This is a genomic window from Acerihabitans arboris (genome assembly GCF_010131535.1).
Lineage (GTDB): Bacteria > Pseudomonadota > Gammaproteobacteria > Enterobacterales > Enterobacteriaceae > Acerihabitans > Acerihabitans arboris.
This window is the reverse complement of sequence record NZ_WUBS01000019.1, coordinates 76,737-98,763: the sequence shown is the minus strand read 5'-3', so window position 1 is coordinate 98,763 and position 22,027 is coordinate 76,737. Positions and strand designations below refer to the sequence as shown.

Here is a 22,027-nt window from a genome sequence, read left to right as displayed (position 1 = left end):
ATTAAATAGCTCTAAAAATCAGCAGCATTAAACAGGCGAAAACCGGCACCGCGGCGGTCAGGCTATCGATGCGATCCAAAATGCCCCCGTGCCCCGGAATCAGGTGCCCGCTATCTTTAATGCCGGCCTCGCGCTTGAACATACTTTCGGTTAAATCGCCCAGCACCGACGCCAGCGCCGCAATGACCGAACAGGCCAGCAGGCTTAACGGCAACGCATCCAGCGGGGCGTATTTGCCGAACAGCCAGGAGATGACGGCCGATGTCACCAGGCCGCCTATCAGGCCTTCCCAGGTTTTGCCGGGCGAAACCTTCGGCGCCAGTTTATGCTTGCCCAACGCGCGGCCAAAGAGATAGGCGCCGGAATCCGCCCCCCATACCAACAGCATCACATACAACAGCCACCAGGCGCCGGTAAAATGATTCACCGAGTAATGATATTGGCGCAGGGTGAGCATACCCCAAAAAAACGGCATGATGGTCAGTATGCCGAACAGCAGCCGCAGCGTGCATGAATGGCGCCAGAACGCGGCGGAGCGCGGGTAGAACAGCACCAGCACCAACGCGACGGCCCACCAGGCCAGCGAGGCTCCCAGCGCGTATTTCACGATGGCGGCCGAGGCGAACGGGTGGTAATCCGGAATCGTGAACATCATCAACGCCAGCAGCAGCCCGCAGAGGATGGACAGCCAGATGCGCTGGCTGCGGGTCGCCAGGCCGGCAAGCTGCCCCCACTCCCACGCCGCCAGCATGCAAACCGCAAGCGTAACCAGCGCGAATCCCACCGGGGGAAGTAAAAAGAGCGCGGCGATAACCACGGGTATCAGGATAAAGGCGGTAATCAAGCGAGACTTCAGCAAAAATCCCCCCTAGGACGCGTTGGCATCATTAGGCGTAGTTCCCCCGAAGCGCCGCTCCCGTTGAGCAAAAGCATTCAGCGCACCTTCAAAAACGTCTTCGTCGAAATCCGGCCACAGCACATCGGTAAAATAGAGTTCGGCATAGGCTATCTGCCATAATAAAAAATTACTGATGCGATGTTCTCCGCCGGTGCGAATCACCAAATCTACCGGTGCAAGCTCGTTGAGGCAGACATGCCGGCACAGGGCGTCCTCATCAATCTGATCGGGACGTAAGATCCCTTCCTGCACGTCCTCGGCCAGTCGCTTCACGCCCTGAATAATATCCCAACGGCCGCCATAATTCGCGGCAATATTAAGAGTTAATCCGTTGTTATTTTCCGTCAGGGCTTCGGAGCGGCGGATTCGCTCCTGCAAACGCAGGCCGAAACGGCTGGTATCGCCGATAATACGTAAACGGACGTTATGTTTATGCAGGCTTTTTACTTCGCTGTCCAATGCCCTGACGAATAATTCCATCAGCGCGGACACCTCCTGGGTCGGCCGGTTCCAGTTCTCGCTGCTGAAGGCGTAGAGCGTCAGCGCATCGAAATGATGGCTTACGGCAAAACTGACCGCGCGACGTACCGACTTCACTCCCGCTTTATGGCCGAAGATGCGTAATCTTCCCCGGCTTTTTGCCCAACGGCCGTTGCCATCCATAATGATGGCCACGTGGCGGGGGGTGGATGATGACAGAATAGTAGCCTCGTGCTGATTTTCGGACGACATAACGCTTACGTGTTTCCTCAATAAGAATACAACCGTCTTTCCGGAACAGTAGGCCCCGAATGCGCAAAAAAGCCGTGTACTTACACGGCTCACTCCGGATTTCTTATGGCCAGCGATCATCCTGCAGACAATTGGCGCTGACTATACCATTTCAACAGCGGCGGAACAAATCAGGTAACAACCCGGTCAGCTACCCGCTCCGGCTGATTTTTAGTGAATAATAGACTCGATTTCGCGCTCCGCCACGCTCCTGGCCTCGGCGTCAATCGCCAAGACGTCGTCCACGCTGCGGGGCTCCGTCAACACCATACGCGCCAGCGTATTGCGGTTGACGGCGGCAATATCGGTAAAACGCACCACGCCGCGCAAAAACGCCGCCACCGCCACTTCATTGGCCGCGTTAAGCGTCGTGGTGGCCGCCTGCCCGACATCGCAGGCGTCAATCGCCAATTGCAGGCACGGGTAGCGCTCTTCGTCCGGCCGTTCGAAGGTCAGCGCCCCGATGCGGAAAAAATCGAGCGACTCCACCCCGGCCACCACCCGCTCGGGGTACGCCATCGCATGGGCGATGGGGGTGCGCATATCCGGCGACCCCAGCTGCGCCAGCACGCTACCGTCCCGGTAACGGACCATGGAATGGATAACCGACTGCGGATGCAATATCACTTCCATTTGCTCCGCCGAGGCGTTGAACAACCAGCGCGCCTCGATATATTCCAGCCCTTTATTCATCATCGTCGCCGAGTCCACGGATATTTTACGCCCCATCGACCAGTTGGGATGGGCGCAGGCCTGGTCCGGCGTCATGGCGACCAGTTCGGACAGGGCCGTGGCGCGAAACGGACCGCCCGAGCCGGTGAGGATAATGCTTGATACGCCGTGCGCCTCTAAAGAAGCGTACCCCAACTGGCGCTGAAATGGTTCGGGTAAACTCTGAAAAATCGCATTATGCTCACTATCTACCGGTAATAGTTGCGCTTTGCTCTGGCGGACCTCGTTCATAAACAGCCGGCCGCAGGTGACCAGCGCCTCTTTATTGGCCAGCAGCACCGATTTGCCGGCGCGAATGGCCGCCAGCGTCGGCAGCAGGCCGGCGGCGCCCACGATGGCCGCCATGACCAGGCTGACCCCGTCGAGGGCCGCCAGCTCGCAGGCGGCCCGCGGCCCAGCCATTACCTCGATGTCGACCCCCGCCCCATGCAGGCGGCGTTTAAGCTCGCGCGCCGAGGTTTCATCTGCCATGCACGCATACGCAGGCCGGAAGGCCAGGCACTGCTGGAGCATGACATCAATATTTTTGCCGGCCACCAGCGCGCGCACGGCAAACTGTTCCGGATTTTGCTGAACAACGGCCAGTGTATTGGTTCCAACCGAACCAGTGGAGCCGAGAATCGTCAAATATCTCATGAGGTACTCAGGACAACCGCGTGTCAAAAGAAATGAAGTAAGCACAGTAGTCTGGAACGTTGCGCAACGTTTGTCTATGGCGTTACCGACAAAAAAAACGCCGCGGCGGACAAACAATGAATTGATTGGCCGCTGCGGCGTAATTGTCGTGGCGGCGCGATGGGCACGCCCTGCCGGCCGGCAGGGCGTGCCTGGCGCCGTCGGCTTAAATTTCCATTAACTCGGCTTCTTTATCGGCCAGGGCGCTGTCGACTTTTTTGATGAAGGCATCGGTCAGCTTCTGGATATCATCCTGCGAACGACGATCCTCGTCCTCGCTGATTTCTTTATCCTTGAGCATGGCTTTGACTTTATCGTTGGCGTCACGGCGCACGTTACGTACCGATACCCTGCCCTGCTCCGCCTCCGCGCGCACCACCTTGATCAAATCGCGGCGGCGCTCCTCGGTCAGGGGCGGCAGCGGAACGCGGATCACGGTGCCGGCGGACGAGGGATTCAGGCCCAGGTCGGACGCCATGATGGCTTTTTCGACCGCGGGACTCAGGGAGCGATCGAATACGGTAATGGCCAATGTGCGTGAATCTTCGGCCACGACGTTCGCCAGTTGGCGCAGCGGCGTCGACGTTCCGTAATATTCGATCTGAATACCATCAAGCAGGCTCGGAGACGCTCGGCCGGTACGGATCTTGCCGATGTGGTTTTTGAATGCGTCTACGCATTTTTCCATGCGTTGTTCTGCATCTTTGCGGATTTCATTAATCACGTTGCGAACCCTTGGAAACTGGTTATCCGGGCGGGCTTAAGCTTACGTCAAGCCCGTGATAGTCTGACCAGCCGCAGCCAGTCATGTCCATTATTGCCGTCAGCACGGCATGATACTGTAACCTGGCGGGCAAATGCTACTTGGTAATTAGCGTGCCTTCCTTCTCGCCCATCACCACCCGCCGCAGCGCGCCGGGTTTATTCATATTAAATACCCGGATAGGGATATTATGATCCCGGGCCAGGGTGAACGCCGCCAAATCCATCACCTTGAGCTCTTGCTCCAGCACGTCCTGGTAACTGAGCTGTTCATAGAGTGTAGCATCGGGATTTTTCACCGGATCGGCGGAATATACGCCGTCCACCTTGGTGGCCTTCAACACCACGTCGGCTTCGATTTCAATGCCGCGCAGGCAGGCGGCGGAGTCGGTGGTAAAGAAAGGGTTGCCGGTACCGGCGGCGAAAATCACCACCCGGTTGTTGCGCAGCAGGCTGATGGCCTCGGCCCAGCTGTAATTATCGCAAACGCCGTTGAGCGGAATGGCCGACATCAGGCGGGCGTTAACGTAGGCGCGGTGCAACGCGTCGCGCATCGCCAGCCCGTTCATCACCGTCGCCAGCATGCCCATATGGTCGCCGACCACACGATTCATGCCCGCCTGGGCCAGTCCCGCGCCGCGAAACAAATTGCCGCCGCCTATCACCACGCCGACCTGGATACCCAGTTCGACCAGCTCTTTCACTTCCTGGGCCATGCGATCCAGGACGCTAGCGTCGATACCAAAACCTTCTGCGCCTTGCAGGGCTTCACCGCTCAGTTTGAGCAGGATACGCTGGTATACGGGTTTTGCATTGGTTGCCATTTGTTCTGTTCCTAAGCAGCGGTAACGAGATGGGCGGATCCGACTTCTGGACCGCGCGATGCAGTTTTTATGCGGCAAAAGTCCCCTGACTTTATTTCAGCTCATAAAAAGGAACCGCCTGATGGCGGTTCCGGAAGATACAATTTAAGACTGTTTGCTCATGGCGGCAACTTCCGCGGCGAAGTCGACTTCCGCTTTTTCGATGCCTTCACCCACTTCAAAGCGGATAAAGTCAACCACGGCGGCCTTGTGCTCTTCAAGCAGCTGGCCCACGGTCTTGCTCGGATCCATCACGAAGTGCTGGCCGGTCAGGGAGATTTCGCCGGTAAACTTGCGCATACGGCCCTCAACCATTTTCTCGGCGATTTCACGCGGCTTGCCGGATTGCATGGCGATATCCAGCTGAATCTGGTGCTCACGGGCCACTACGTCGGCCGGTACGTCTTCGGCGTGGACATATTCAGGCTTGCTGGCGGCAATATGCATGGCGATATGCTTGACCAGTTCTTCATCGGCGGCGGACGCTGCAACCATGACGCCGATACGCGCGCCGTGCAGGTATGTGCCCAGCACGTCGCCTTCCAGCGCGGCTACGCGGCGAATATTGATGTTTTCACCAATCTTGGCGACCATCGCGGCGCGCTGATCTTCAAATTTGGCTTTCAGCGCTTCGATGTCGGTGATGCGGTCGGCCAGCGCCGCGCTTACCACTTCGTCGCCGAAGGCTTTGAATCCGCCGTCTTTGGCCACGAAATCGGTTTCACAGTTCAGCTCGACGATGACGCCGTATTTGCCGTCCTGAGCGATTTTAGTCAGGATGATGCCTTCAGCGGCAACGCGGCCCGCTTTTTTGGCGGCCTTGGCCTGACCGGATTTACGCATGTTGTCGATAGCCAGCTCGATATCGCCCTGAGCTTCAACCAGCGCTTTTTTACATTCCATCATGCCTGCGCCAGTACGTTCACGCAGTTCTTTCACCAGGGCGGCGGTAATATCAGCCATTATCTTTTCCTCGTTATCCCATGAGGGGGGATAGGTAAAAAAGAGGGCCTGAAGACAGGCCCTCTAACCAACATATTTAAAACTTGGTTAATAAGGGCTCAATAAAGAGCATGCCTTATTATTCAGTTTCCACAAAGCTTTCTTCGGCCTGTTCAACCAGGTCCTGAGAGCGGCCTTCGCGAACGGCGGTGGCTACGGCGGTCAGGTACAGGTTGATGGCGCGGATGGCATCGTCGTTACCCGGGATGATGAAGTCCACGCCGTCCGGATCGGAGTTGGTATCAACGATAGAGAACACCGGGATGCCCAGGTTGTTCGCTTCTTTGATAGCGATGTGCTCGTGCTCGGCATCGATAACAAACAGCGCATCAGGCAGGCCGCCCATGTCCTTGATACCGCCCAGGCTGTTTTCCAGCTTGGCCAGTTCGCGAGTGCGCATCAGCGCCTCTTTCTTGGTCAGCTTTTCGAACGTACCGTCCTGGGACTGGGTTTCCAGATCCTTCAAACGCTTGATGGACTGACGAACCGTTTTCCAGTTGGTCAACATCCCGCCTAACCAGCGATGATTCACGAAGAACTGATCGCAGCTGTTGGCAGCTTCTTTTACCGCTTCACTTGCCGCGCGCTTGGTGCCGACAAACAGGATTTTACCTTTGCGGGAGGCGATTTTATTCAATTCAGCCAGGGCGTCGTTGAACATCGGTACCGTTTGCTCAAGGTTGATGATGTGTACTTTATTACGCGAACCGAAGATGAAAGGCTTCATTTTCGGATTCCAGTAACGGGTCTGGTGACCGAAATGTACACCGGCCTTGAGCATGTCACGCATGGAAACAGTTGCCATGATTAAACCTCTTGTTAAAGTTTGGGGTTATGCCTCCACGTATCCCATACGACCGACCCCGCCCTACTGGCCAAGGCACCCCGGCGTATGTGCCGACACGTGTGTGTAATTACACAATTGAGTTTAGTTGATCTAGACGACGCATAGGACCAAAATACTCTACGCCGATCGTCGGCGCGCTTTATACCATAATCCGCGCCCGGACTCCACTCTTTGTTCAGTTCCCGCACCGGCATCAAATGATAATTTGGCAGTCTTACGGCAGGACTGGTAACATTATCCTCTACTTAAGCTTAATCATAATATTGTCGACATTCACGCCGACGGTGGATCTATTCATGGCCATTCCAATTAAAAATTCCGACGATATCGTCAAAATGCGCGTTGCCGGCAAACTTGCCGCCGAAGTACTGGAAATCATCGAACCTCATGTGGTGCCCGGCGTCAGCACCGGTGAACTCGATCGCCTGTGCCATGAGCATATTACCGTGCATCAGCACGCCATTTCCGCCAGCCTGGGCTATCACGGTTATCCGAAGTCCGTCTGCATCTCCGTTAACGAAGTGGTCTGCCACGGCATTCCCTCGGACGAAAAAATACTTAAGGACGGCGATATCATCAATATCGACGTAACGGTCATCAAGGACGGCTTCCACGGCGACACGTCCAAAATGTTCATCGTCGGCAAGCCGACCATCCTCGGCGAGCGCCTGTGCCGCATCACCAGGGAGAGCCTGTACCTGGCCATCAAGATGGTGAAACCCGGTATTCGCCTGCGCACCCTGGGCAAGGCCATCCAGCAGTTTGTCGAAGCCGAGAATTTCTCCGTGGTGCGCGAATATTGCGGCCACGGCATCGGCGAGGGTTTTCACGAAGAGCCCCAGGTCCTGCACTACGATGCCGATGACGGCGGCGTGATACTGCAGCCGGGCATGGCGTTTACCATTGAGCCCATGGTCAACGCCGGCGATTACCGCATCCGCACCATGAAGGACGGCTGGACGGTGAAGACCAAGGATCGCAGCTTGTCGGCGCAGTACGAACATACTATTGTTGTCACCGATAATGGTTGTGAAATAATGACCCTGCGCAGCGACGACACCCTGCCGACGGTAATTACGCATCCGGCCTGATGTTAACCGCGCAGCGTCCGCCCACCGGCGGCGACTCGCGCGCCATGTCTTATCCTCTCGCGGGTAGTCCGGGGTCGATACGCCCCTCCCCGGACCTGCCTGCTTTACTTTGGGTCATCTATGCCGGATAAAATCCTGCTGTACGCCGATAAGCCCCCCGCCATCGCCCTGCCGGCCAAGCCCGCGTCGCCGCTGACCTGGCCCGACGATGCCCTGAACCGTACGTTTCTCAAAAGCCGCCTGGATGATTTCCAGGCCTGGCTGGCGGAGGCGTTTAACGCCGGGGTGCCCGCGGAAACGCTGATCGACGCGCGGGCGCTGTATATCGACCAGTTGCTGCGGCAGCTGTGGCGGTTGTATGGTTTCGGCGCGGTGCCGGAAACGGCGCTGGTGGCGGTAGGCGGTTATGGCCGCGCGGAGCTGCACCCATTGTCGGATATCGACGTGCTGGTGCTGAGTCAGGCCCCCTTGTCGTCCGGGCAGGCCCATGCCGTTAGCGAACTGCTGACGCTGCTGTGGGATTTAAAACTGGAAGTCGGCCATAGCGTCCGCACCCTGGAGCAATGCCTGCAGGAAGGACTGGCGGATTTAACCGTCGCCACCAATTTGATTGAGTCGCGGCTGATCTGCGGCGACGTGGCGTTATTCCTGAAACTGCAAAAAAGCATTTTCAGCGAGGAATTCTGGCCTTCCGGCCAGTTTTTCCCGGCCAAGCTGGCGGAGCAGGAGGAGCGGCACCAGCGCTACCACGGCACCAGCTACAACCTGGAGCCGGATATCAAAAGCAGCCCTGGCGGCCTGCGGGATATCCATACGCTCTTGTGGGTGGCCCATCGCCATTTCGGCGCCACGTCGCTTGATGAAATGGTCGGTTTCGGCTTCCTCACCCAGGCCGAGCGCGATGAGCTCAACGAATGCCAGAGTTTCCTCTGGCGCATCCGCTTCGCGCTGCACCTGGTGCTGAACCGGTATGACAACCGGCTGTTGTTCGACCGCCAGCAAAGCGTGGCGCAAATATTACGCTATCGCGGCGAGGGCAATGTGCCGGTTGAGCGCATGATGAAGGATTTTTTCCGCGTCACCCGCCGCGTCGGCGAGTTAAACCAGATGCTGCTGCAACTCTTCGACGAGGCCATCCTGGCCCTGGGGCCGGACGACAAGCCGCAGCCGCTGGACGCCGACTTCCAGCTGCGCGGCAGCCTGATCGACCTGCGTGACGAAACGCTGTTTGCGCGCGAGCCGGAAGCCATACTGCGGATGTTCTACCAGATGGTGGTGCACCAGAAAATCACCGGCATCTACTCCGCCACGCTGCGCCAGCTGCGCTACGCCCGCCGCCACCTGGGCGAACCGTTGTGCAATAACCCCAAGGCCCGCCAGCTGTTCATGGCCATCCTACGCCATCCGGGCGCGGTGCGGCACGCCCTGCTGCCAATGCATCGCCATAGCGTGCTATGGGCCTATATGCCGCAGTGGAGCAATATTGTCGGGCAGATGCAGTTCGATCTGTTCCATGCCTATACCGTCGACGAACACACCATCCGCGTACTGATGAAGCTTGAGAGCTTTGCCGACGAGCAGGTGCGCCCGCAGCATCCGTTATGCGTGGAGCTGTTCCCCCGCCTGGCGCACCAGCATCTGCTGCTGCTGGCGGCGCTGTTCCATGATATCGCCAAGGGCCGCGGCGGCGATCATTCCCAACTGGGCGCCAAGGACGCGCTGGAATTCGCCGAGCTGCACGGCCTGCACTCGCGGGAAGCCCAACTGGTGTCCTGGCTGGTGCGTTACCACCTGGTGATGTCGGTCACGGCCCAGCGGCGGGACATCCAGGATCCGGACGTGCTGCGGGAATTTGCCGCCGAGGTGCAGACCGAAAGCCGGCTGCATTACCTGCTGTGCCTGACGGTGGCCGATATCTGCGCCACCAATGAAACCCTGTGGAACAGCTGGAAGCAAAGCCTGCTGCGCGAACTGTTTTTCGCCACCGAGAAACTCCTGCGCCGCGGCATGCAAAGCGCGCCGGATATGCGCGCCAGGATCCGCCATCACCGGATGCAGGCGCTGTCGCTGCTGCGCATGGAAAACATCGACGAGGAGGCGCTGCACGACATCTGGAACCGCTGCCGCGCGGATTATTTCCTGCGCCACTCGCCGAACCAGCTGGCCTGGCACGCCCGTCATCTGCTGCGCCACCATTCCAATGAACCGCTGGTGTTAATCAGCCCGCAGGCCACCCGCGGCGGCACCGAAATCTTTATCTGGAACCAGGATCGTCCTTATCTGTTCGCCGCCGTGACCGGCGAACTGGACCGGCGCAACCTGAGCGTGCACGACGCGCAGATTTTTACCAACCGCGACGGCATGGCGATGGATACCTTTGTGGTGCTGGAGCCGGACGGCAGCCCGCTGGCGCCGGATCGCCACCAGGTTATCGGCCAGGCGCTGCTGCAGACGCTGCAGCCGGGCAAATACCAGCACCCGCGCGTACGCCGCCCGTCGCCGAAGCTGCGGCATTTCAACGTCGCCACCTCGGTGGTGTTCCTGCCGACCCAGTCCGACAGGCGCAGCTACCTGGAACTGACGGCGCTCGATCAGCCGGGCCTGCTGGCGCGGGTGAGCGAGGTCTTTGTCGATTTAGGCGTATCGCTGCACGGCGCCCGGATTTCCACCATCGGCGAGCGGGTAGAGGATTTATTTATCCTGGCCGGCAGCGATCGGCGCGCGTTAAGCCCGGAAATCCAGCATGAACTGGAGCAACGCTTGACAGAGGCGCTCAACCCAAACGATAAAATATGATACAAGTAATAGGCGGACGGCAACGCCGCCGCGCTAAATTTATTTCATTCGACAAGACACGGGACACAGACAGGATGCAGCAATTACAACAGATCATTGAAAACGCCTTTGAGCGCCGCGCGGACATTACGCCGGCCACGGCCGACGGCGTCACCATCGATGCGGTGCAGCGGGTTATCAGCCAATTGGACAGCGGCGCGCTGCGCGTGGCGGAAAAAATCAATGGTGAATGGATCACCCATCAATGGCTGAAAAAAGCGGTATTGCTGTCATTTCGCATCAGTGACAACCAGGTCATGGAAGGCGCCGAAACGCGCTATTTCGATAAAGTGCCGATGAAATTCGCCGGCTACGACGCCGCGCGTTTCCAACGCGAGGGGTTTCGCGTCGTGCCGCCCGCCAGCGTGCGCCAGGGCGCGTTTATCGCCCGCAACACCGTGCTGATGCCGTCCTATGTGAATATCGGCGCCTATGTCGATGAAGGCACCATGGTCGATACCTGGGCGACCGTGGGATCATGCGCGCAGATCGGCAAGAACGTCCACCTGTCCGGCGGCGTCGGCATCGGCGGCGTGCTGGAGCCGCTGCAGGCCAACCCCACCATTATCGAGGACAACTGCTTTATCGGCGCGCGTTCGGAAGTGGTGGAAGGCGTGATCGTCGAGGAAGGCTCGGTGATTTCCATGGGCGTGTTTATCGGCCAGAGCACCAAGATCTATGACCGTGAAACCGGGGAAGTCCACTACGGCCGCGTGCCCGCCGGCTCGGTGGTGGTTTCCGGCAACCTGCCGTCGAAAGACGGAGGCTACAGTCTGTATTGCGCGGTGATCGTCAAGAAAGTCGACGCCAAAACCCGCGGCAAGGTCGGTATCAATGAGCTGTTGCGCACGATAGACTAATATCTTTAGTGGCGAAAGCGTTAGCCGCCCGGATATTTGGCTGCAAATTCAGCCGTTAATCACATTTTATGGCGCCTGAGGGCGTCATAATCATCCCGGAAACCCGGCATCACATACCAGAGGTAGCGCTATGTACGATAATCTTAAAAGCCTTGGCGTTAATCATCCGGACGATATCGACCGATACAGCCTGCGTCAGGAAGCCAATAACGACATTCTGAAAATTTATTTTCGGCGGGATAAAGGCGAGTTTTTTGCCAAGAGCGTTAAATTTAAATATCCCCGGCAGCGCAAGACCGTCGTTTCCGATAACGCTGCCGAGGGTTATCGGGAAATCAACGAGATCAGCCCAAACCTGCGCTATGTGATTGACGAGTTGGATCAGCTTTGCCTGCGCGACCAGACCGAGGTGGATTTAAAACATAAGATTCTGGAGGATTTGCGCCATCTGGAAAGCGTGGTATCCAATAAGATCGCCGAGATCGAATCCGATCTGGAAAAGCTGACCCGCAACAAATCCTAAACCCTGCGGGGCGCTTTCCCGTTAACGCAGGGTGTTCGACATAGGTGATAGCGGGACCGGCATGCCATGGGGCATTCCGGCGGCCTGGGAAGGCCGCGTCGACCCCATTGGCACGCGATCCCTTGAGGCCTGCCTTGGGTGCGGTGGCGGCGGGACTAGCGAGCCGTAGGGTACTCGCTCGGGCATGCCATGGGGTGCCTGGGTGTTAAGCCTTGATTAATTCGGCCCAGCTATTGACCCAGGGGCTGGAGACCACTTCCGGTTCCGGATGCGCCGATGCATCGATTTCCAGCAGTTCCCCTATCCTGACGGCGCCCTGTTCCTGCAACAGCGCGTCAAACGTATGGCCTGCGCCGCAGAAATTATCATAGCTGCTGTCGCCCAGGGCTATCAGTCCATAGCGCAGCTCCGGCTGGTAACCGACGTGATCCTTCACCGCCTGGAACAGCGGCGCGATGGAGTCCGGGAAATTGCCCTGGCCGGTAGTGGAAGTGATGACCAGCACATAGTGGTGACGATAGTACTGCCAGGACTCCAGCGTGCCCTCGTCAAACAATTTCACCTCGTGGCCCTGTTCAGCCAGGATGGCTTCCGCTTCTTCGGCGACCAATAAGGCATTACCGTAAACGGTGCCGACAAAAATACCCACTTGGGCCATTGCTTTGACTCCCTTTTATTCGATAAGCAGAGAAGATGCCATATCCTGACCCGATGCCCCGGGAAACTCAACCCTTTCATATTCAGGGATAATACCCGTCCAGCCGAAGCGGATCATCAGATCCTGCCAGACCCGATCCCAGCTCGCGTTGATTTTTAACGCTTTACCGGTGACCGGATGGGTTAACTCCAGGCAGCTGGCGTGCAACATCAAACGCGCGCAGTCAAAAGTGCGGGCAAACCCGCGGTTCTGGCGCAAATCGCCGTGGGTGGAGTCGCCGATAAGCGGGTGGTGCAAATGGGACATATGGCGGCGCAGCTGGTGTTTGCGGCCGGTTTGCGGCAACAGTTCCATCAGGCTGTAGCGGGAGGTGGGGTAACGGCCAATAGCCACCGGCATTTCCACCCGGGCCAGCGCGCGGTAACGGCTTACCGCCGACTGCGGCGCTTTGTCCGGCTGGGCGAATTTGTCGGCTATCTTGTCCAGTTCCTGGGTCAGGGCATAATCAATCACGCCCTCGCCTTCCATATAACCGCGCGCCACCGCATGGTAGGTTTTCCTGACCTGATGCTGCTCGAACTGCCCGGATAAACTGCGCGCCACCTCGCTTGACAGCGCCAGCAACAGCACGCCCGAGGTGGGACGATCCAGGCGGTGGACGGTAAAGACATGTTGCCCCACCATGTCGCGCACCGTTTGCATCACCACCACTTTTTCCCGGCGATCCAGCCAGCTGCGGTGCACCAGCCACCCCGCCGGCTTATTGACCGCCACGATATATTCATCCTGGTAACATATTTCAATCATGCTGGATTTCCGGCGCCTTGGGGTGGGGATCCGGGTCGGGATCGATGTTAAGTAAGTCGTCAAGCCGCTGCAAAGCGCCGAGCAACCGCGTGGCGTGGGGCAACGCCTCTTCGAAATAGGGGGTGATGGCGAAGCGCCGCGGCAGCGCCGCCCGCTGGTCCAGCAGGGCATGCATTCGCGGCAGCAAAATCCATTGCAGCCACTGCTCGGGCCGCATGGTATCGATACAGAACGGCTCCGGACTGTCGAAGGCGTCCCGCGCCGGCGGCAGCGGCTGCCAAATCGATAACGCGCGCATCGCCTGTTCGACATCAAACAGCCGTTGGCGAACCTGTTGGTGGAATTCCATCGTATGCTCCCCGCTGAAGGCTTGCTGCGCCCGGTTTTACAAAACGGCAAAGCATAGCACCGAACCCTGCCCGGGGCTAATTATGACATATCCCGCCATCGGGGGTTTTACCCATAATGGGATCGGCGGCCGGCGCGGGGCGATGGAGCGGCATGGCATGGCGCGGAAAAGAAAAGGGGGTACTGTAGCTACAGTACCCCCGGTTCGTTTATAGCAATCCCGCTATTGTTGTGCTCCCTGCATTCATCCATGATAAGCGTTATATTCACGATAACTTTGCAACACTCCGTGTCGGCAATCTCCGTCCTTGAAAGCCGCCTACGTTGTCTAACGTATTTCCATCAGGCATTCCCGCCCCGCTGGTGATCCCTGACCCGCTCACATTCTCCATCCTGGAGGTGTCCCGATCATCATCCTGAATCGTCCGGGCCTCTTCATGAAGCCATCCCTGTTACAGTTCATCCTGAACCCTTCCCTATGTCCGGCCCGGCACGACCGGCGTTTGCCGCGTCCCGAACCGAATGGTAAGATCGCTTAATCGAACCGCTTATACAAGACGGTTACTGCTTATAGTAAACATTGTTTACTGCCGCACTGTTAATTATGTTAATTAATCTATTGATTAAATTAGTTTAATTTCGATTATTAGCGAAAAATAAACATGAAATACTAGCATTATCTCACAAGCAATGTGCGAGATCTCTTACAAGCTTTTCAACGAATTCGCCAGAGTTTTTCATGTTACACAGGGATCCAGCAGCGATAAGAAGTCTTGGAGGCTGGGCGCCAGGACGCTACGTTTTTTACGGCCGACCTCCTCGAGCAGGATTTCGCCGGTGAGGTTGGACAGTGAAATCAGGCTCAGTTCGGAGTCGGTGGTGGCGATAAACAGGGTGGGCGGCAGCTTAAGCCTTTTTTGCATCAGCAGGTGGCCGATTAAATTCTCCTGGATGCGCACCCCGTCCGGCTCGCTCCAGACCTGCAGCAGCTCAAGGGATTGTCCCTGGAAACGGGCGGACATATCGCCGGCAAGCTGGCTACAGTAAAACGCCCAGGCCGCCGGTTGCAATTGCAAGTCCATCGCCCGTTCGACGCCCGCGAGCGTCAATGCCTCCACCGGCTGGCGGGGTTGCCAGAATACCTGATGATCGTCCTCGCCGACGACGCAGGGCGAAGGAACGCCAAACAACGCCCGGCTGGCGGGCGCATGGCCGGTGAGAGACTGCCAGTGGTGCTGATAACGGCGGGTAAAATCCTCTAGTGCCCGTGACACTTGGTAATCCATATTCTCTCTCATCTTACGACTCTCTACGTTACACTAAGCCCATTGCAATACGGAACATTTAGGTTGATACAATATGTCCATTAACGAAGATCGCCGCACCCTGGACCACTTGACGCTGGGCAAACCCACCGCCTATCACGACAGCTACGACGCCACGCTGCTGCAGGCGGTGCCGCGCTCGCTCAACCGCGATCCGCTGGGCATCACTTCCGCCGCGGACACGCGGGCGCTGCCGTTTCACGGCGCCGATATCTGGACGCTGTACGAGCTGTCATGGCTCAATGAAAAAGGCTTGCCCCAGGTGGCGGTGGGCGAAGTCAGCCTGGATGCCAAAAGCCTTAACCTGATTGAATCCAAGAGCTTTAAACTCTATCTTAACAGCTTCAATCAAACCCGGTTTGCCGACTGGGCCACGGTGCGGGAAATATTAATCCGCGATCTCGCCCGCTGCGCCGCGGGCGAGGTGGACGTAACGCTGTTCAGGCTCGGTGAGCTGACCCAGCAACCGATTGTCGATTTTGCCGGCGAGTGCATTGATGAGCAAGACATCAGTATCGATGAATATGCCTTCAGCGCCGATTGGCTGAGACATGCCGTCGGGGATAACGCCGGCAATCACCCCGCCGTCAGCGAAACCCTGGTCAGCCATGTGCTGAAATCCAACTGCCTGATTACCCACCAGCCCGACTGGGGATCCATACAAATCAGCTACCATGGCCCGCGTATCGATCGCGAAGCCCTGCTGCGCTACCTGGTGTCGTTCCGCCAGCATAATGAATTCCACGAGCAGTGCGTGGAACGGATTTACACCGACCTGATGCGTTTTTGCCGGCCCGAACGCTTATCGGTTTACGCGCGTTATACCCGGCGCGGCGGGCTGGACATTAACCCCTGGCGCAGCAATACCGATTTTGCGCCGGTCAAAAGTCGCCTGGCGCGGCAATAATGCGCGCGGGCGCGCAACTCAGGCGTATTTCGTCACGGCCGGTTGGTAAAACCGCCCTGGCATTATTATTGTTAACTTAACAACAAAGAAGCGAACGCGGCGCCACCGGGCGCATCGGTGGCCAGTTCGACTGTCTAATGTTTTTGTGCCGAGTCGCACAACAAGGAGTTATATTGATTACCCATATCAGCCCCCTTGGCTCAATGGATTTATTGTCGCAACTTGAAGTCGATATGCTCAAGCGTACCGCCAGCAGCGATCTTTACCGGCTGTATCGCAACTGCTCGCTGGCCGTGCTCAATTCCGGCAGCCAGACCGACAGCAGCAAGGAGCTGCTGGCCCGCTACCAGGATTTCGAAATCAACGTGCTGCGCCGCGAGCGCGGCGTCAAGCTCGAGCTGGTCAACCCGCCTGGGGAAGCTTTTGTCGACGGCCGCCTTATCCGCTCGCTGCAGGCCAACCTGTTCGCGGTGCTGCGCGATATCCTGTTCGTCAGCGGCCAGATTGTCAGCGCCGGCCATCACCAGCGCCTTAACCTGCAAAACCCGGCTCATATCACCAACCTGGTGTTTTCCATCATGCGCAACGCCCGCGGCCTGCACGTGGGCGAGGCGCCGAACATGATTGTCTGCTGGGGCGGGCATTCCATCAACGAAACCGAATATCTCTATGCGCGCAATGTCGGCAGCCAGCTGGGCCTGCGCGAGCTGAATATCTGCACCGGCTGCGGACCGGGCGCCATGGAGGCGCCGATGAAAGGCGCGGCGGTGGGCCATGCCCAGCAGCGCTACAAGGAAGGACGGTTTATCGGCATGACCGAACCGTCGATTATCGCCGCCGAACCGCCGAACCCGCTGGTCAATGAACTGATTATCATGCCGGATATCGAAAAACGCCTCGAGGCCTTCGTGCGTATCGGCCATGGGATCATCATCTTCCCCGGCGGCGTCGGCACCGCCGAAGAGCTGCTTTACCTGCTGGGCATCATGATGAACCCGGAGAATAAAAATCAGGTACTGCCGCTGATCCTGACCGGTCCCGGCATCAGCGCCGATTATTTTCGCGTGCTGGACGAGTTTATTGTCAGCACGCTGGGCGAGCAGGCCCGCAGGTATTACACCATCATTATCGACGATGCCGCCGAAGTGGCCCGGCGCATGAAAAAAGCGATGCCGGAAGTTAAGGAGAACCGCCGCAATACCGGCGACGCCTACAGCTTCAACTGGTCGCTGCGCATCGCGCCGGACCTGCAGCATCCGTTTGACCCGACGCACGAGAATATGGCCAACCTGAACCTGCATCGCGACCAGCCGGCGGAACTGCTGGCCTCGGCGCTGCGCCGGGCCTTTTCCGGCATTGTGTCCGGCAACGTCAAGGAAAACGGTATCCGTCTTATCGAACAGTACGGGCCCTACAGGCTGCATGGCGACCCGGCCATCATGAAACGCATGGATACCCTGCTGCAGGGTTTTGTCGCCCAGCACCGGATGAAGCTGCCCGGCAGCGCCTATATCCCCTGCTACGAGATATGTATATAATCCCGCGTCCCACCACCCGGCACGGGCAGCACCACGGCTTGCCGGCGCAGGCCCCGCCGCCGCGCCGGTAAATTATCAGGACGGTATGCCATGTCGGTTCACTTATTGATTGTCGATGCGTTAAACCTGATTCGCCGCATCCACGCGGTGCAGGGCGCGTCATGCGCTCCCGCCTGCGGCCATGCGTTGCACCAATTGCTCATGCACAGCGAACCGACCCACGCGGTGGCGGTATTTGACGACGACGAGCGCCACGACAGCTGGCGCCATCAGCGCCTGCCGGGATATAAGGGCGGGCGTTCACCGATGCCCGACGATCTGCACGCCCTGCTGCCGGTTATCAAGCAATCCTTTGCCCAGGCGGGGGTGCCGAGCTGGCAGTTGGCGGGCTACGAGGCGGACGATATCGCGGCGACGCTGGCGCGCAAGGTGGCCGTTGCCGGCCATCGCGTGACGCTGGTTTCCACCGACAAGGGATATTGCCAGCTGTTGTCGCCGTCGATTCAAATTCGCGATTACTTCCAGAAGCGCTGGCTGGATTTGCCGTTTGTGACCAACACCTTCGGCGTCCAGCCGCAGCAGCTTACCGATTATTGGGGCCTGGCCGGCATCAGCGGCAGTAAAATCCCGGGCGTCACCGGCATCGGTCCAAAAACCGCCGCCCAGCTTATCGGCCAGGCCGGATCGTTAACCGCGCTGTACCAGCAGTTGGATCAGGTGGGCAAGTGGCGCGCCCGGCTGGAGCAGCAGCGGGAAATGGCGTTTATCTGCCAGCAGGTGGCGACGCTTGATACCGGCATCCACCTGGCTGGAAATTTGCAGCAATTAAGATTGCCCGCGGCCGGTTGATGCGCACCGGCAAGCGTCGGTGGGTCGGTGGAAATACAGTCCCGCTTTATTATGTATTAAGGTTCGCTGGTACCAGCGTATCAGGCCTGAAAATAGTATACGGGCTAAAACGGGCCGCAACGGTCATCCGTTCCCAATTGTTCTTTGTGATTAAACCCACCCATTAAAAAAGATAACTCACCGGTTCATTATAAAACGCGATAATAATTAATAGGGCATTTTCAGGTCGAATAATACCATCCAGACAGAATGTATTATTTAACAAAAATAACAATACTAACCTATTAATGGCAGTTATTAATCTCCGCATTGCGCAGCCAGAGAATAATAGCGTTGGAAACACCTTATTATTCATTAAAACATTTTATAATCAGAGAGTATTTATCGGCATCCTGCGGGTATGGAAGGATAGATCAAAATAGCGGGTTAAAGCCTTAACGGCTTTGCCGCCGAACGATAATGATGATATCGATCGGCGGCCAGGACTAGCGTTCGTCCCGTCGTCCCGGCACCGCGCTCCAGAACCGGCGGATATGCACCGTCACTTCTTCGCGATCGTGGTAAAGCTGCTTGGCATGCACCTCGGAGTGAATATCGTTTTCCTTCAGGGCGTCCCGCAGCAGCGCCAGGTTTTGGCTGACTTCCTCATAGCGTTTTTTCATCGGCAGCTTGAGGTTGATGATGGCCTCGCGACACCAGCCCTTAACCACCCAATCGGCGGCCAGCTGCGCCACCCGCGCCGGTTTTTCCACCATGTCGCATACCAACCAGTACACGTTGTTGCGCGGCGGCTCGAACCGGAATCCGTCCTCGCGATGATGGATCACCTGCCCTGTCGCCATCAGGCTTTCGGCCATGGTGCCGTTGTCCACCGCGTGCACCATCATGCTGCGCTGTACCAGTTGATAGGTCCAGCCGCCGGGGCAGGCGCCCAAATCCACCGCGTACATGCCGCTGCCCAACCGTTCATCCCATTCATCGCGGGGGATAAAGACATGGAAGGCTTCCTCTAGTTTCAGGGTTGAACGGCTGGGCGCCTCGGACGGGAACTTCAGGCGCGGGATACCCATATAAAACGGCGAATTGTTATTGCTATAGGAATAACCGACATAACAGCAGCCGGGCGCAATAAAGAATACGTGGATAACCGGACGGAACGGTTCTTCGCGCACGGCGAGAATTTTCTGCGCGCGCAGCGCTCCGCGCAGCGGCACGGTAAATTTACGGCAGAACTTCATCAGCTCTTTGCTTTCATTGGTATCCGGCACTTCCACCCGCAAATCGCCGGCGCCTTTAACCGCGCCGGTCAGCATGCCGACTATCGGCGTGATGCGGTCGTCCATCGGCAAATCGCGCAGCAGTTCCCCGGTCAGCAGCATCTGCCGGGCAAAGATTAAGTCGGAAAACGGCAGTTCGCGGATCAGGCGGTCGGCTTCCTCATGCTGATAGCATTCGAAAATAACGTAGCCGCTGTTATCCTTGACCCGCACAAAACCATAAATTTCCAGCGCGCCGGCTTTTTCGGTAATCTCCGACGCACACTCTTTTTCAAATCCTGGTCGGCAATATAAAATGACTTTATTCACGGCGATCGGCCTTCTTTTTCAGACGCAATGCGCCAATTAACATTAAAATCCATCCCGCCAGAAAGCAGGCTCCGCCTATCGGCGTGATATAGACCCACAGGCGTAAATGCGAAAGCGCCAGGCAGTAGAGGCTGCCGCTGAACAAAACGATGCCGATGGCGAGCAGCGCCCCGCTCCAGTAAAACCATACGCTGGCGTTACGCTGCATGGCGACCGCCAGCGCCATCACGGCCAGGGTGTGAAATCCTTGATATTCCAGGCCGGTTTTCAGCCAGGCCAGCTCCAGCTCGCCCAGCGTCTGGCTAAGGAGATGGGCGCCGAAAGCGCCGAGGGCGACATAGATTAAACCACTGACGGCGGCAAATACCAACATAGCGCGACTACGCATCTTGTTAATCCTGATTATGACGTTGTTATTGTGATAGTTATTCGGATTCAACCGTATGACCGTTATTATAACGGAAACGGAATTTCTCTTGCTCGCTGGCCGCGCGCCCGATGATCCATTGCCGAAAGGCGGCTATTTTACCCACTTCCGCCTGGCTGTCATGACAAACCAGATAAAAAGCGTTTTTACTCACCAATACATCATTAAACGGACAGGCCAGCCTGCCCGCTTCGATTTCCGTCTGCGCCATGACATTATTGGCTAACGCGACGCCCTGCCCATGGATAGCCGCCTGCAAAACCATGGCGCTGTGGCTGAAAATCGGTCCCTGCTGCACATTGATATGATTCAAACCCAACTGCCGGGTATATGCCTGCCAATCCCGGCGCGACGCGTCATGCAACAGGGTATGATGAGCTAAATCCTCCGGTGTCTTCAGCGGATGCGCCCCACTCAGCAGCGCGGGCGCGCAGACCGGCAATAAATACTCCGCATAGAGTTTTTCCACCCGCAGGCCGGGCCAGTTGCCGCGCCCGTAAAAGATGCCGACGTCAACGTCATCGGCCAGTTTATCCTCTTCACGATCTACCGCCTGGATCAGTACGTCAATACCCGGCCATGCGGAGTTAAAACTGGATAAACGCGGCACCAGCCACTGGATGGCGAAACTGGGCAACAGGCTGACGGTTAACGCGCCCTTGGCGCTGCGTGACTGCAGCCGGCGCGTGGCGTCGACGAGGGACGAGAAAATTTCCTTGATATCCAGATAGTAGCTCTGTCCCTCTTCGGTTAGCAGCAGGGATCGGTTGCGACGGCGAAACAGTTTTAGCCCAAGGAAATCTTCCAGGGATTTAATCTGGTGGCTGACGGCTGCCTGGGTAACAAACAGCTCCTCGGCCGCCTTGGTAAAGCTTAGATGACGTGCGGCCGCATCGAACACCCGTAGGGCATTCAGCGGCGGTAAGCGTTTAGACATGAGCAGGACACTTTTCTCTACCGATGGAGGGCAAGATGAGCACGAATGCTTAACCTATTAGTTTTTTTTATCCGAGGCATTATAATTTGTCCGTTGTGGATGCACCAGCAAATACCTATAGTAATGCTCTCGCGCGCGGGCCGGAACGAAAAGCGGGTTTGGATTTTGCGATTCAGACGTGCTTTTGGCCTGTGGTGTGATGTTGTGTTTGCCAATTTTGACCTTGTCTTAAGGTCTGTAGCTTTTTGCGGTAGCCTGATGCGGTTATTTGAAACAGAGGCGCTGCAGCTGTACTTTTTCAGCCTTACTGAACATTTCTCTGTCTGTCCAAAAAGCGAAATATGCAGCACCGCGTAAAGCGGTGCTTTTTTATGCGTTTAAATAACTGGGGCGTTTATTGCGCTTCCATCATTTCTTTTACATCGGAACGGTTGATCTGCTGTTCGGTTCCGTTCGCGTCTTTATAGCCGATCATGCCGGTTTCATCATCGACCTTCGGTTTTCCGGAAGTCATGATGGTCCGCCCGTCGTTGGTATGCAAAACATAATTACTTGAGCATGCGCTCAATGTCAGGGCAATCAGAAAGGCGGATATCACTGCGGCTGTTTTCTTCATTTTTGACTCCTTGCAGATATAAACTTGCAGATTGAATTTTTATATTGGGCTTGCGGGGAAGCAGGTATTTTTCCTGCCTAATGCTAGTTAGCTTAACAAGCATTCCCGTTTTTTCCACAAAATGGCAGTAAATCCTGTTACTTATCCCCTTAACACGGCGATAATAGGAT

The 22,027-nt window shown here is 57.1% G+C and carries 22 protein-coding genes; 7 read left to right on the top strand and 15 right to left on the bottom strand.

From position 1 onward, the window contains the following. Position 1: 1 nt before the first annotated feature. The 7 genes from cdsA to rpsB all read right to left on the bottom strand — a co-directional run bounded on the left by cdsA (position 2) and on the right by rpsB (position 6,508). Positions 2-859 (bottom strand): phosphatidate cytidylyltransferase, encoded by an 858-nt coding sequence (gene cdsA / locus GRH90_RS22760; protein ID WP_162368266.1) that lies wholly within the window; start codon positions 857-859, stop codon positions 2-4. 9 nt (positions 860-868) lie between these two features. Continuing rightward, on the bottom strand, positions 869-1,630 hold the full coding sequence (ispU, locus tag GRH90_RS22755; RefSeq protein WP_162368265.1) for a (2E,6E)-farnesyl-diphosphate-specific ditrans,polycis-undecaprenyl-diphosphate synthase: 762 nt from the start codon (positions 1,628-1,630) through the stop codon (positions 869-871). A gap of 210 nt (positions 1,631-1,840) precedes the next feature. After that, complete coding sequence (gene ispC / locus GRH90_RS22750) at positions 1,841-3,037, bottom strand: 1-deoxy-D-xylulose-5-phosphate reductoisomerase (protein ID WP_162368264.1); 1,197 nt, start codon at positions 3,035-3,037, stop codon at positions 1,841-1,843. Between the two features lie 205 nt (positions 3,038-3,242). Next, entirely contained in the window at positions 3,243-3,800 is a 558-nt protein-coding gene (frr, locus tag GRH90_RS22745) for a ribosome recycling factor (RefSeq protein WP_162368263.1), read from the bottom strand. 136 nt (positions 3,801-3,936) lie between these two features. Then, positions 3,937-4,662, bottom strand: a complete 726-nt coding sequence (pyrH, locus tag GRH90_RS22740) for a UMP kinase (RefSeq protein ID WP_162368262.1) — start codon at positions 4,660-4,662, stop codon at positions 3,937-3,939. A gap of 144 nt (positions 4,663-4,806) precedes the next feature. Continuing rightward, positions 4,807-5,664: a translation elongation factor Ts gene (tsf, locus tag GRH90_RS22735; protein WP_162368261.1), complete on the bottom strand. Its 858-nt coding sequence runs from the start codon at positions 5,662-5,664 to the stop codon at positions 4,807-4,809. A 118-nt stretch (positions 5,665-5,782) separates the two neighbouring features. Further along, positions 5,783-6,508 carry a 30S ribosomal protein S2 gene (gene rpsB / locus GRH90_RS22730; RefSeq protein WP_162368260.1) on the bottom strand — a complete coding sequence of 242 codons (726 nt, stop codon included), beginning with the start codon at positions 6,506-6,508 and terminating at the stop codon, positions 5,783-5,785. Positions 6,509-6,846: 338 nt separating this feature from the next. Here rpsB and map point away from each other — a divergent pair, with 338 nt between their 5' ends. From map to GRH90_RS22710, 4 genes are all read left to right on the top strand, one after another. Then, the gene (gene map, locus GRH90_RS22725) at positions 6,847-7,641 is read left to right on the top strand and encodes a type I methionyl aminopeptidase (RefSeq protein WP_162368259.1); all 795 of its coding nucleotides are present in this window, start codon (positions 6,847-6,849) and stop codon (positions 7,639-7,641) included. A 120-nt stretch (positions 7,642-7,761) separates the two neighbouring features. After that, the gene (gene glnD, locus GRH90_RS22720) at positions 7,762-10,437 is read left to right on the top strand and encodes a bifunctional uridylyltransferase/uridylyl-removing protein GlnD (RefSeq protein ID WP_162368258.1); all 2,676 of its coding nucleotides are present in this window, start codon (positions 7,762-7,764) and stop codon (positions 10,435-10,437) included. Between the two features lie 74 nt (positions 10,438-10,511). Beyond that, complete coding sequence (gene dapD, locus GRH90_RS22715) at positions 10,512-11,336, top strand: 2,3,4,5-tetrahydropyridine-2,6-dicarboxylate N-succinyltransferase (protein ID WP_162368257.1); 825 nt, start codon at positions 10,512-10,514, stop codon at positions 11,334-11,336. Between the two features lie 130 nt (positions 11,337-11,466). After that, positions 11,467-11,859 (top strand): DUF3461 family protein, encoded by a 393-nt coding sequence (locus GRH90_RS22710; protein WP_162368256.1) that lies wholly within the window; start codon positions 11,467-11,469, stop codon positions 11,857-11,859. A 205-nt stretch (positions 11,860-12,064) separates the two neighbouring features. On the opposite strand, the gene GRH90_RS22705 is transcribed toward GRH90_RS22710, so the two are convergent. From GRH90_RS22705 to syd, 4 genes are all read right to left on the bottom strand, one after another. Then, positions 12,065-12,517 (bottom strand): flavodoxin, encoded by a 453-nt coding sequence (locus GRH90_RS22705; RefSeq protein WP_162368255.1) that lies wholly within the window; start codon positions 12,515-12,517, stop codon positions 12,065-12,067. Between the two features lie 15 nt (positions 12,518-12,532). Beyond that, on the bottom strand, positions 12,533-13,324 hold the full coding sequence (truC, locus tag GRH90_RS22700; protein ID WP_162368254.1) for a tRNA pseudouridine(65) synthase TruC: 792 nt from the start codon (positions 13,322-13,324) through the stop codon (positions 12,533-12,535). Next, entirely contained in the window at positions 13,317-13,673 is a 357-nt protein-coding gene (locus GRH90_RS22695) for a YqcC family protein (RefSeq protein ID WP_162368253.1), read from the bottom strand. Before GRH90_RS22695 ends, truC begins: the two co-directional genes overlap by 8 nt. A gap of 736 nt (positions 13,674-14,409) precedes the next feature. Further along, complete coding sequence (syd, locus tag GRH90_RS22690; protein ID WP_162368252.1) at positions 14,410-14,958, bottom strand: SecY-interacting protein; 549 nt, start codon at positions 14,956-14,958, stop codon at positions 14,410-14,412. A gap of 73 nt (positions 14,959-15,031) precedes the next feature. Here syd and queF point away from each other — a divergent pair, with 73 nt between their 5' ends. The 3 genes from queF (at position 15,032) to xni (ending at position 18,291) form a co-directional block, all read left to right on the top strand. After that, positions 15,032-15,904, top strand: a complete 873-nt coding sequence (queF, locus tag GRH90_RS22685) for an NADPH-dependent 7-cyano-7-deazaguanine reductase QueF (RefSeq protein ID WP_162368251.1) — start codon at positions 15,032-15,034, stop codon at positions 15,902-15,904. A 173-nt stretch (positions 15,905-16,077) separates the two neighbouring features. Further along, positions 16,078-17,442: a nucleotide 5'-monophosphate nucleosidase PpnN gene (gene ppnN, locus GRH90_RS22680; RefSeq protein ID WP_162368250.1), complete on the top strand. Its 1,365-nt coding sequence runs from the start codon at positions 16,078-16,080 to the stop codon at positions 17,440-17,442. Between the two features lie 90 nt (positions 17,443-17,532). Further along, the gene (gene xni / locus GRH90_RS22675; protein ID WP_162368249.1) at positions 17,533-18,291 is read left to right on the top strand and encodes a flap endonuclease Xni; all 759 of its coding nucleotides are present in this window, start codon (positions 17,533-17,535) and stop codon (positions 18,289-18,291) included. A gap of 485 nt (positions 18,292-18,776) precedes the next feature. On the opposite strand, the gene rlmM is transcribed toward xni, so the two are convergent. The 4 genes from rlmM to GRH90_RS22655 form a co-directional block, all read right to left on the bottom strand. Next, positions 18,777-19,877, bottom strand: coding sequence for a 23S rRNA (cytidine(2498)-2'-O)-methyltransferase RlmM (gene rlmM / locus GRH90_RS22670; protein WP_162368248.1), 1,101 nt, complete (start codon positions 19,875-19,877; stop codon positions 18,777-18,779). Continuing rightward, on the bottom strand, positions 19,870-20,265 hold the full coding sequence (locus GRH90_RS22665) for a DUF423 domain-containing protein (RefSeq protein WP_178113337.1): 396 nt from the start codon (positions 20,263-20,265) through the stop codon (positions 19,870-19,872). Before GRH90_RS22665 ends, rlmM begins: the two co-directional genes overlap by 8 nt. 37 nt (positions 20,266-20,302) lie before the next feature. Next, on the bottom strand, positions 20,303-21,241 hold the full coding sequence (locus GRH90_RS22660; protein WP_162368247.1) for a transcriptional regulator GcvA: 939 nt from the start codon (positions 21,239-21,241) through the stop codon (positions 20,303-20,305). A 394-nt stretch (positions 21,242-21,635) separates the two neighbouring features. After that, positions 21,636-21,857, bottom strand: a complete 222-nt coding sequence (locus GRH90_RS22655) for a YgdI/YgdR family lipoprotein (protein ID WP_162368246.1) — start codon at positions 21,855-21,857, stop codon at positions 21,636-21,638. Between the last annotated feature and the right edge of the window lie 170 nt (positions 21,858-22,027).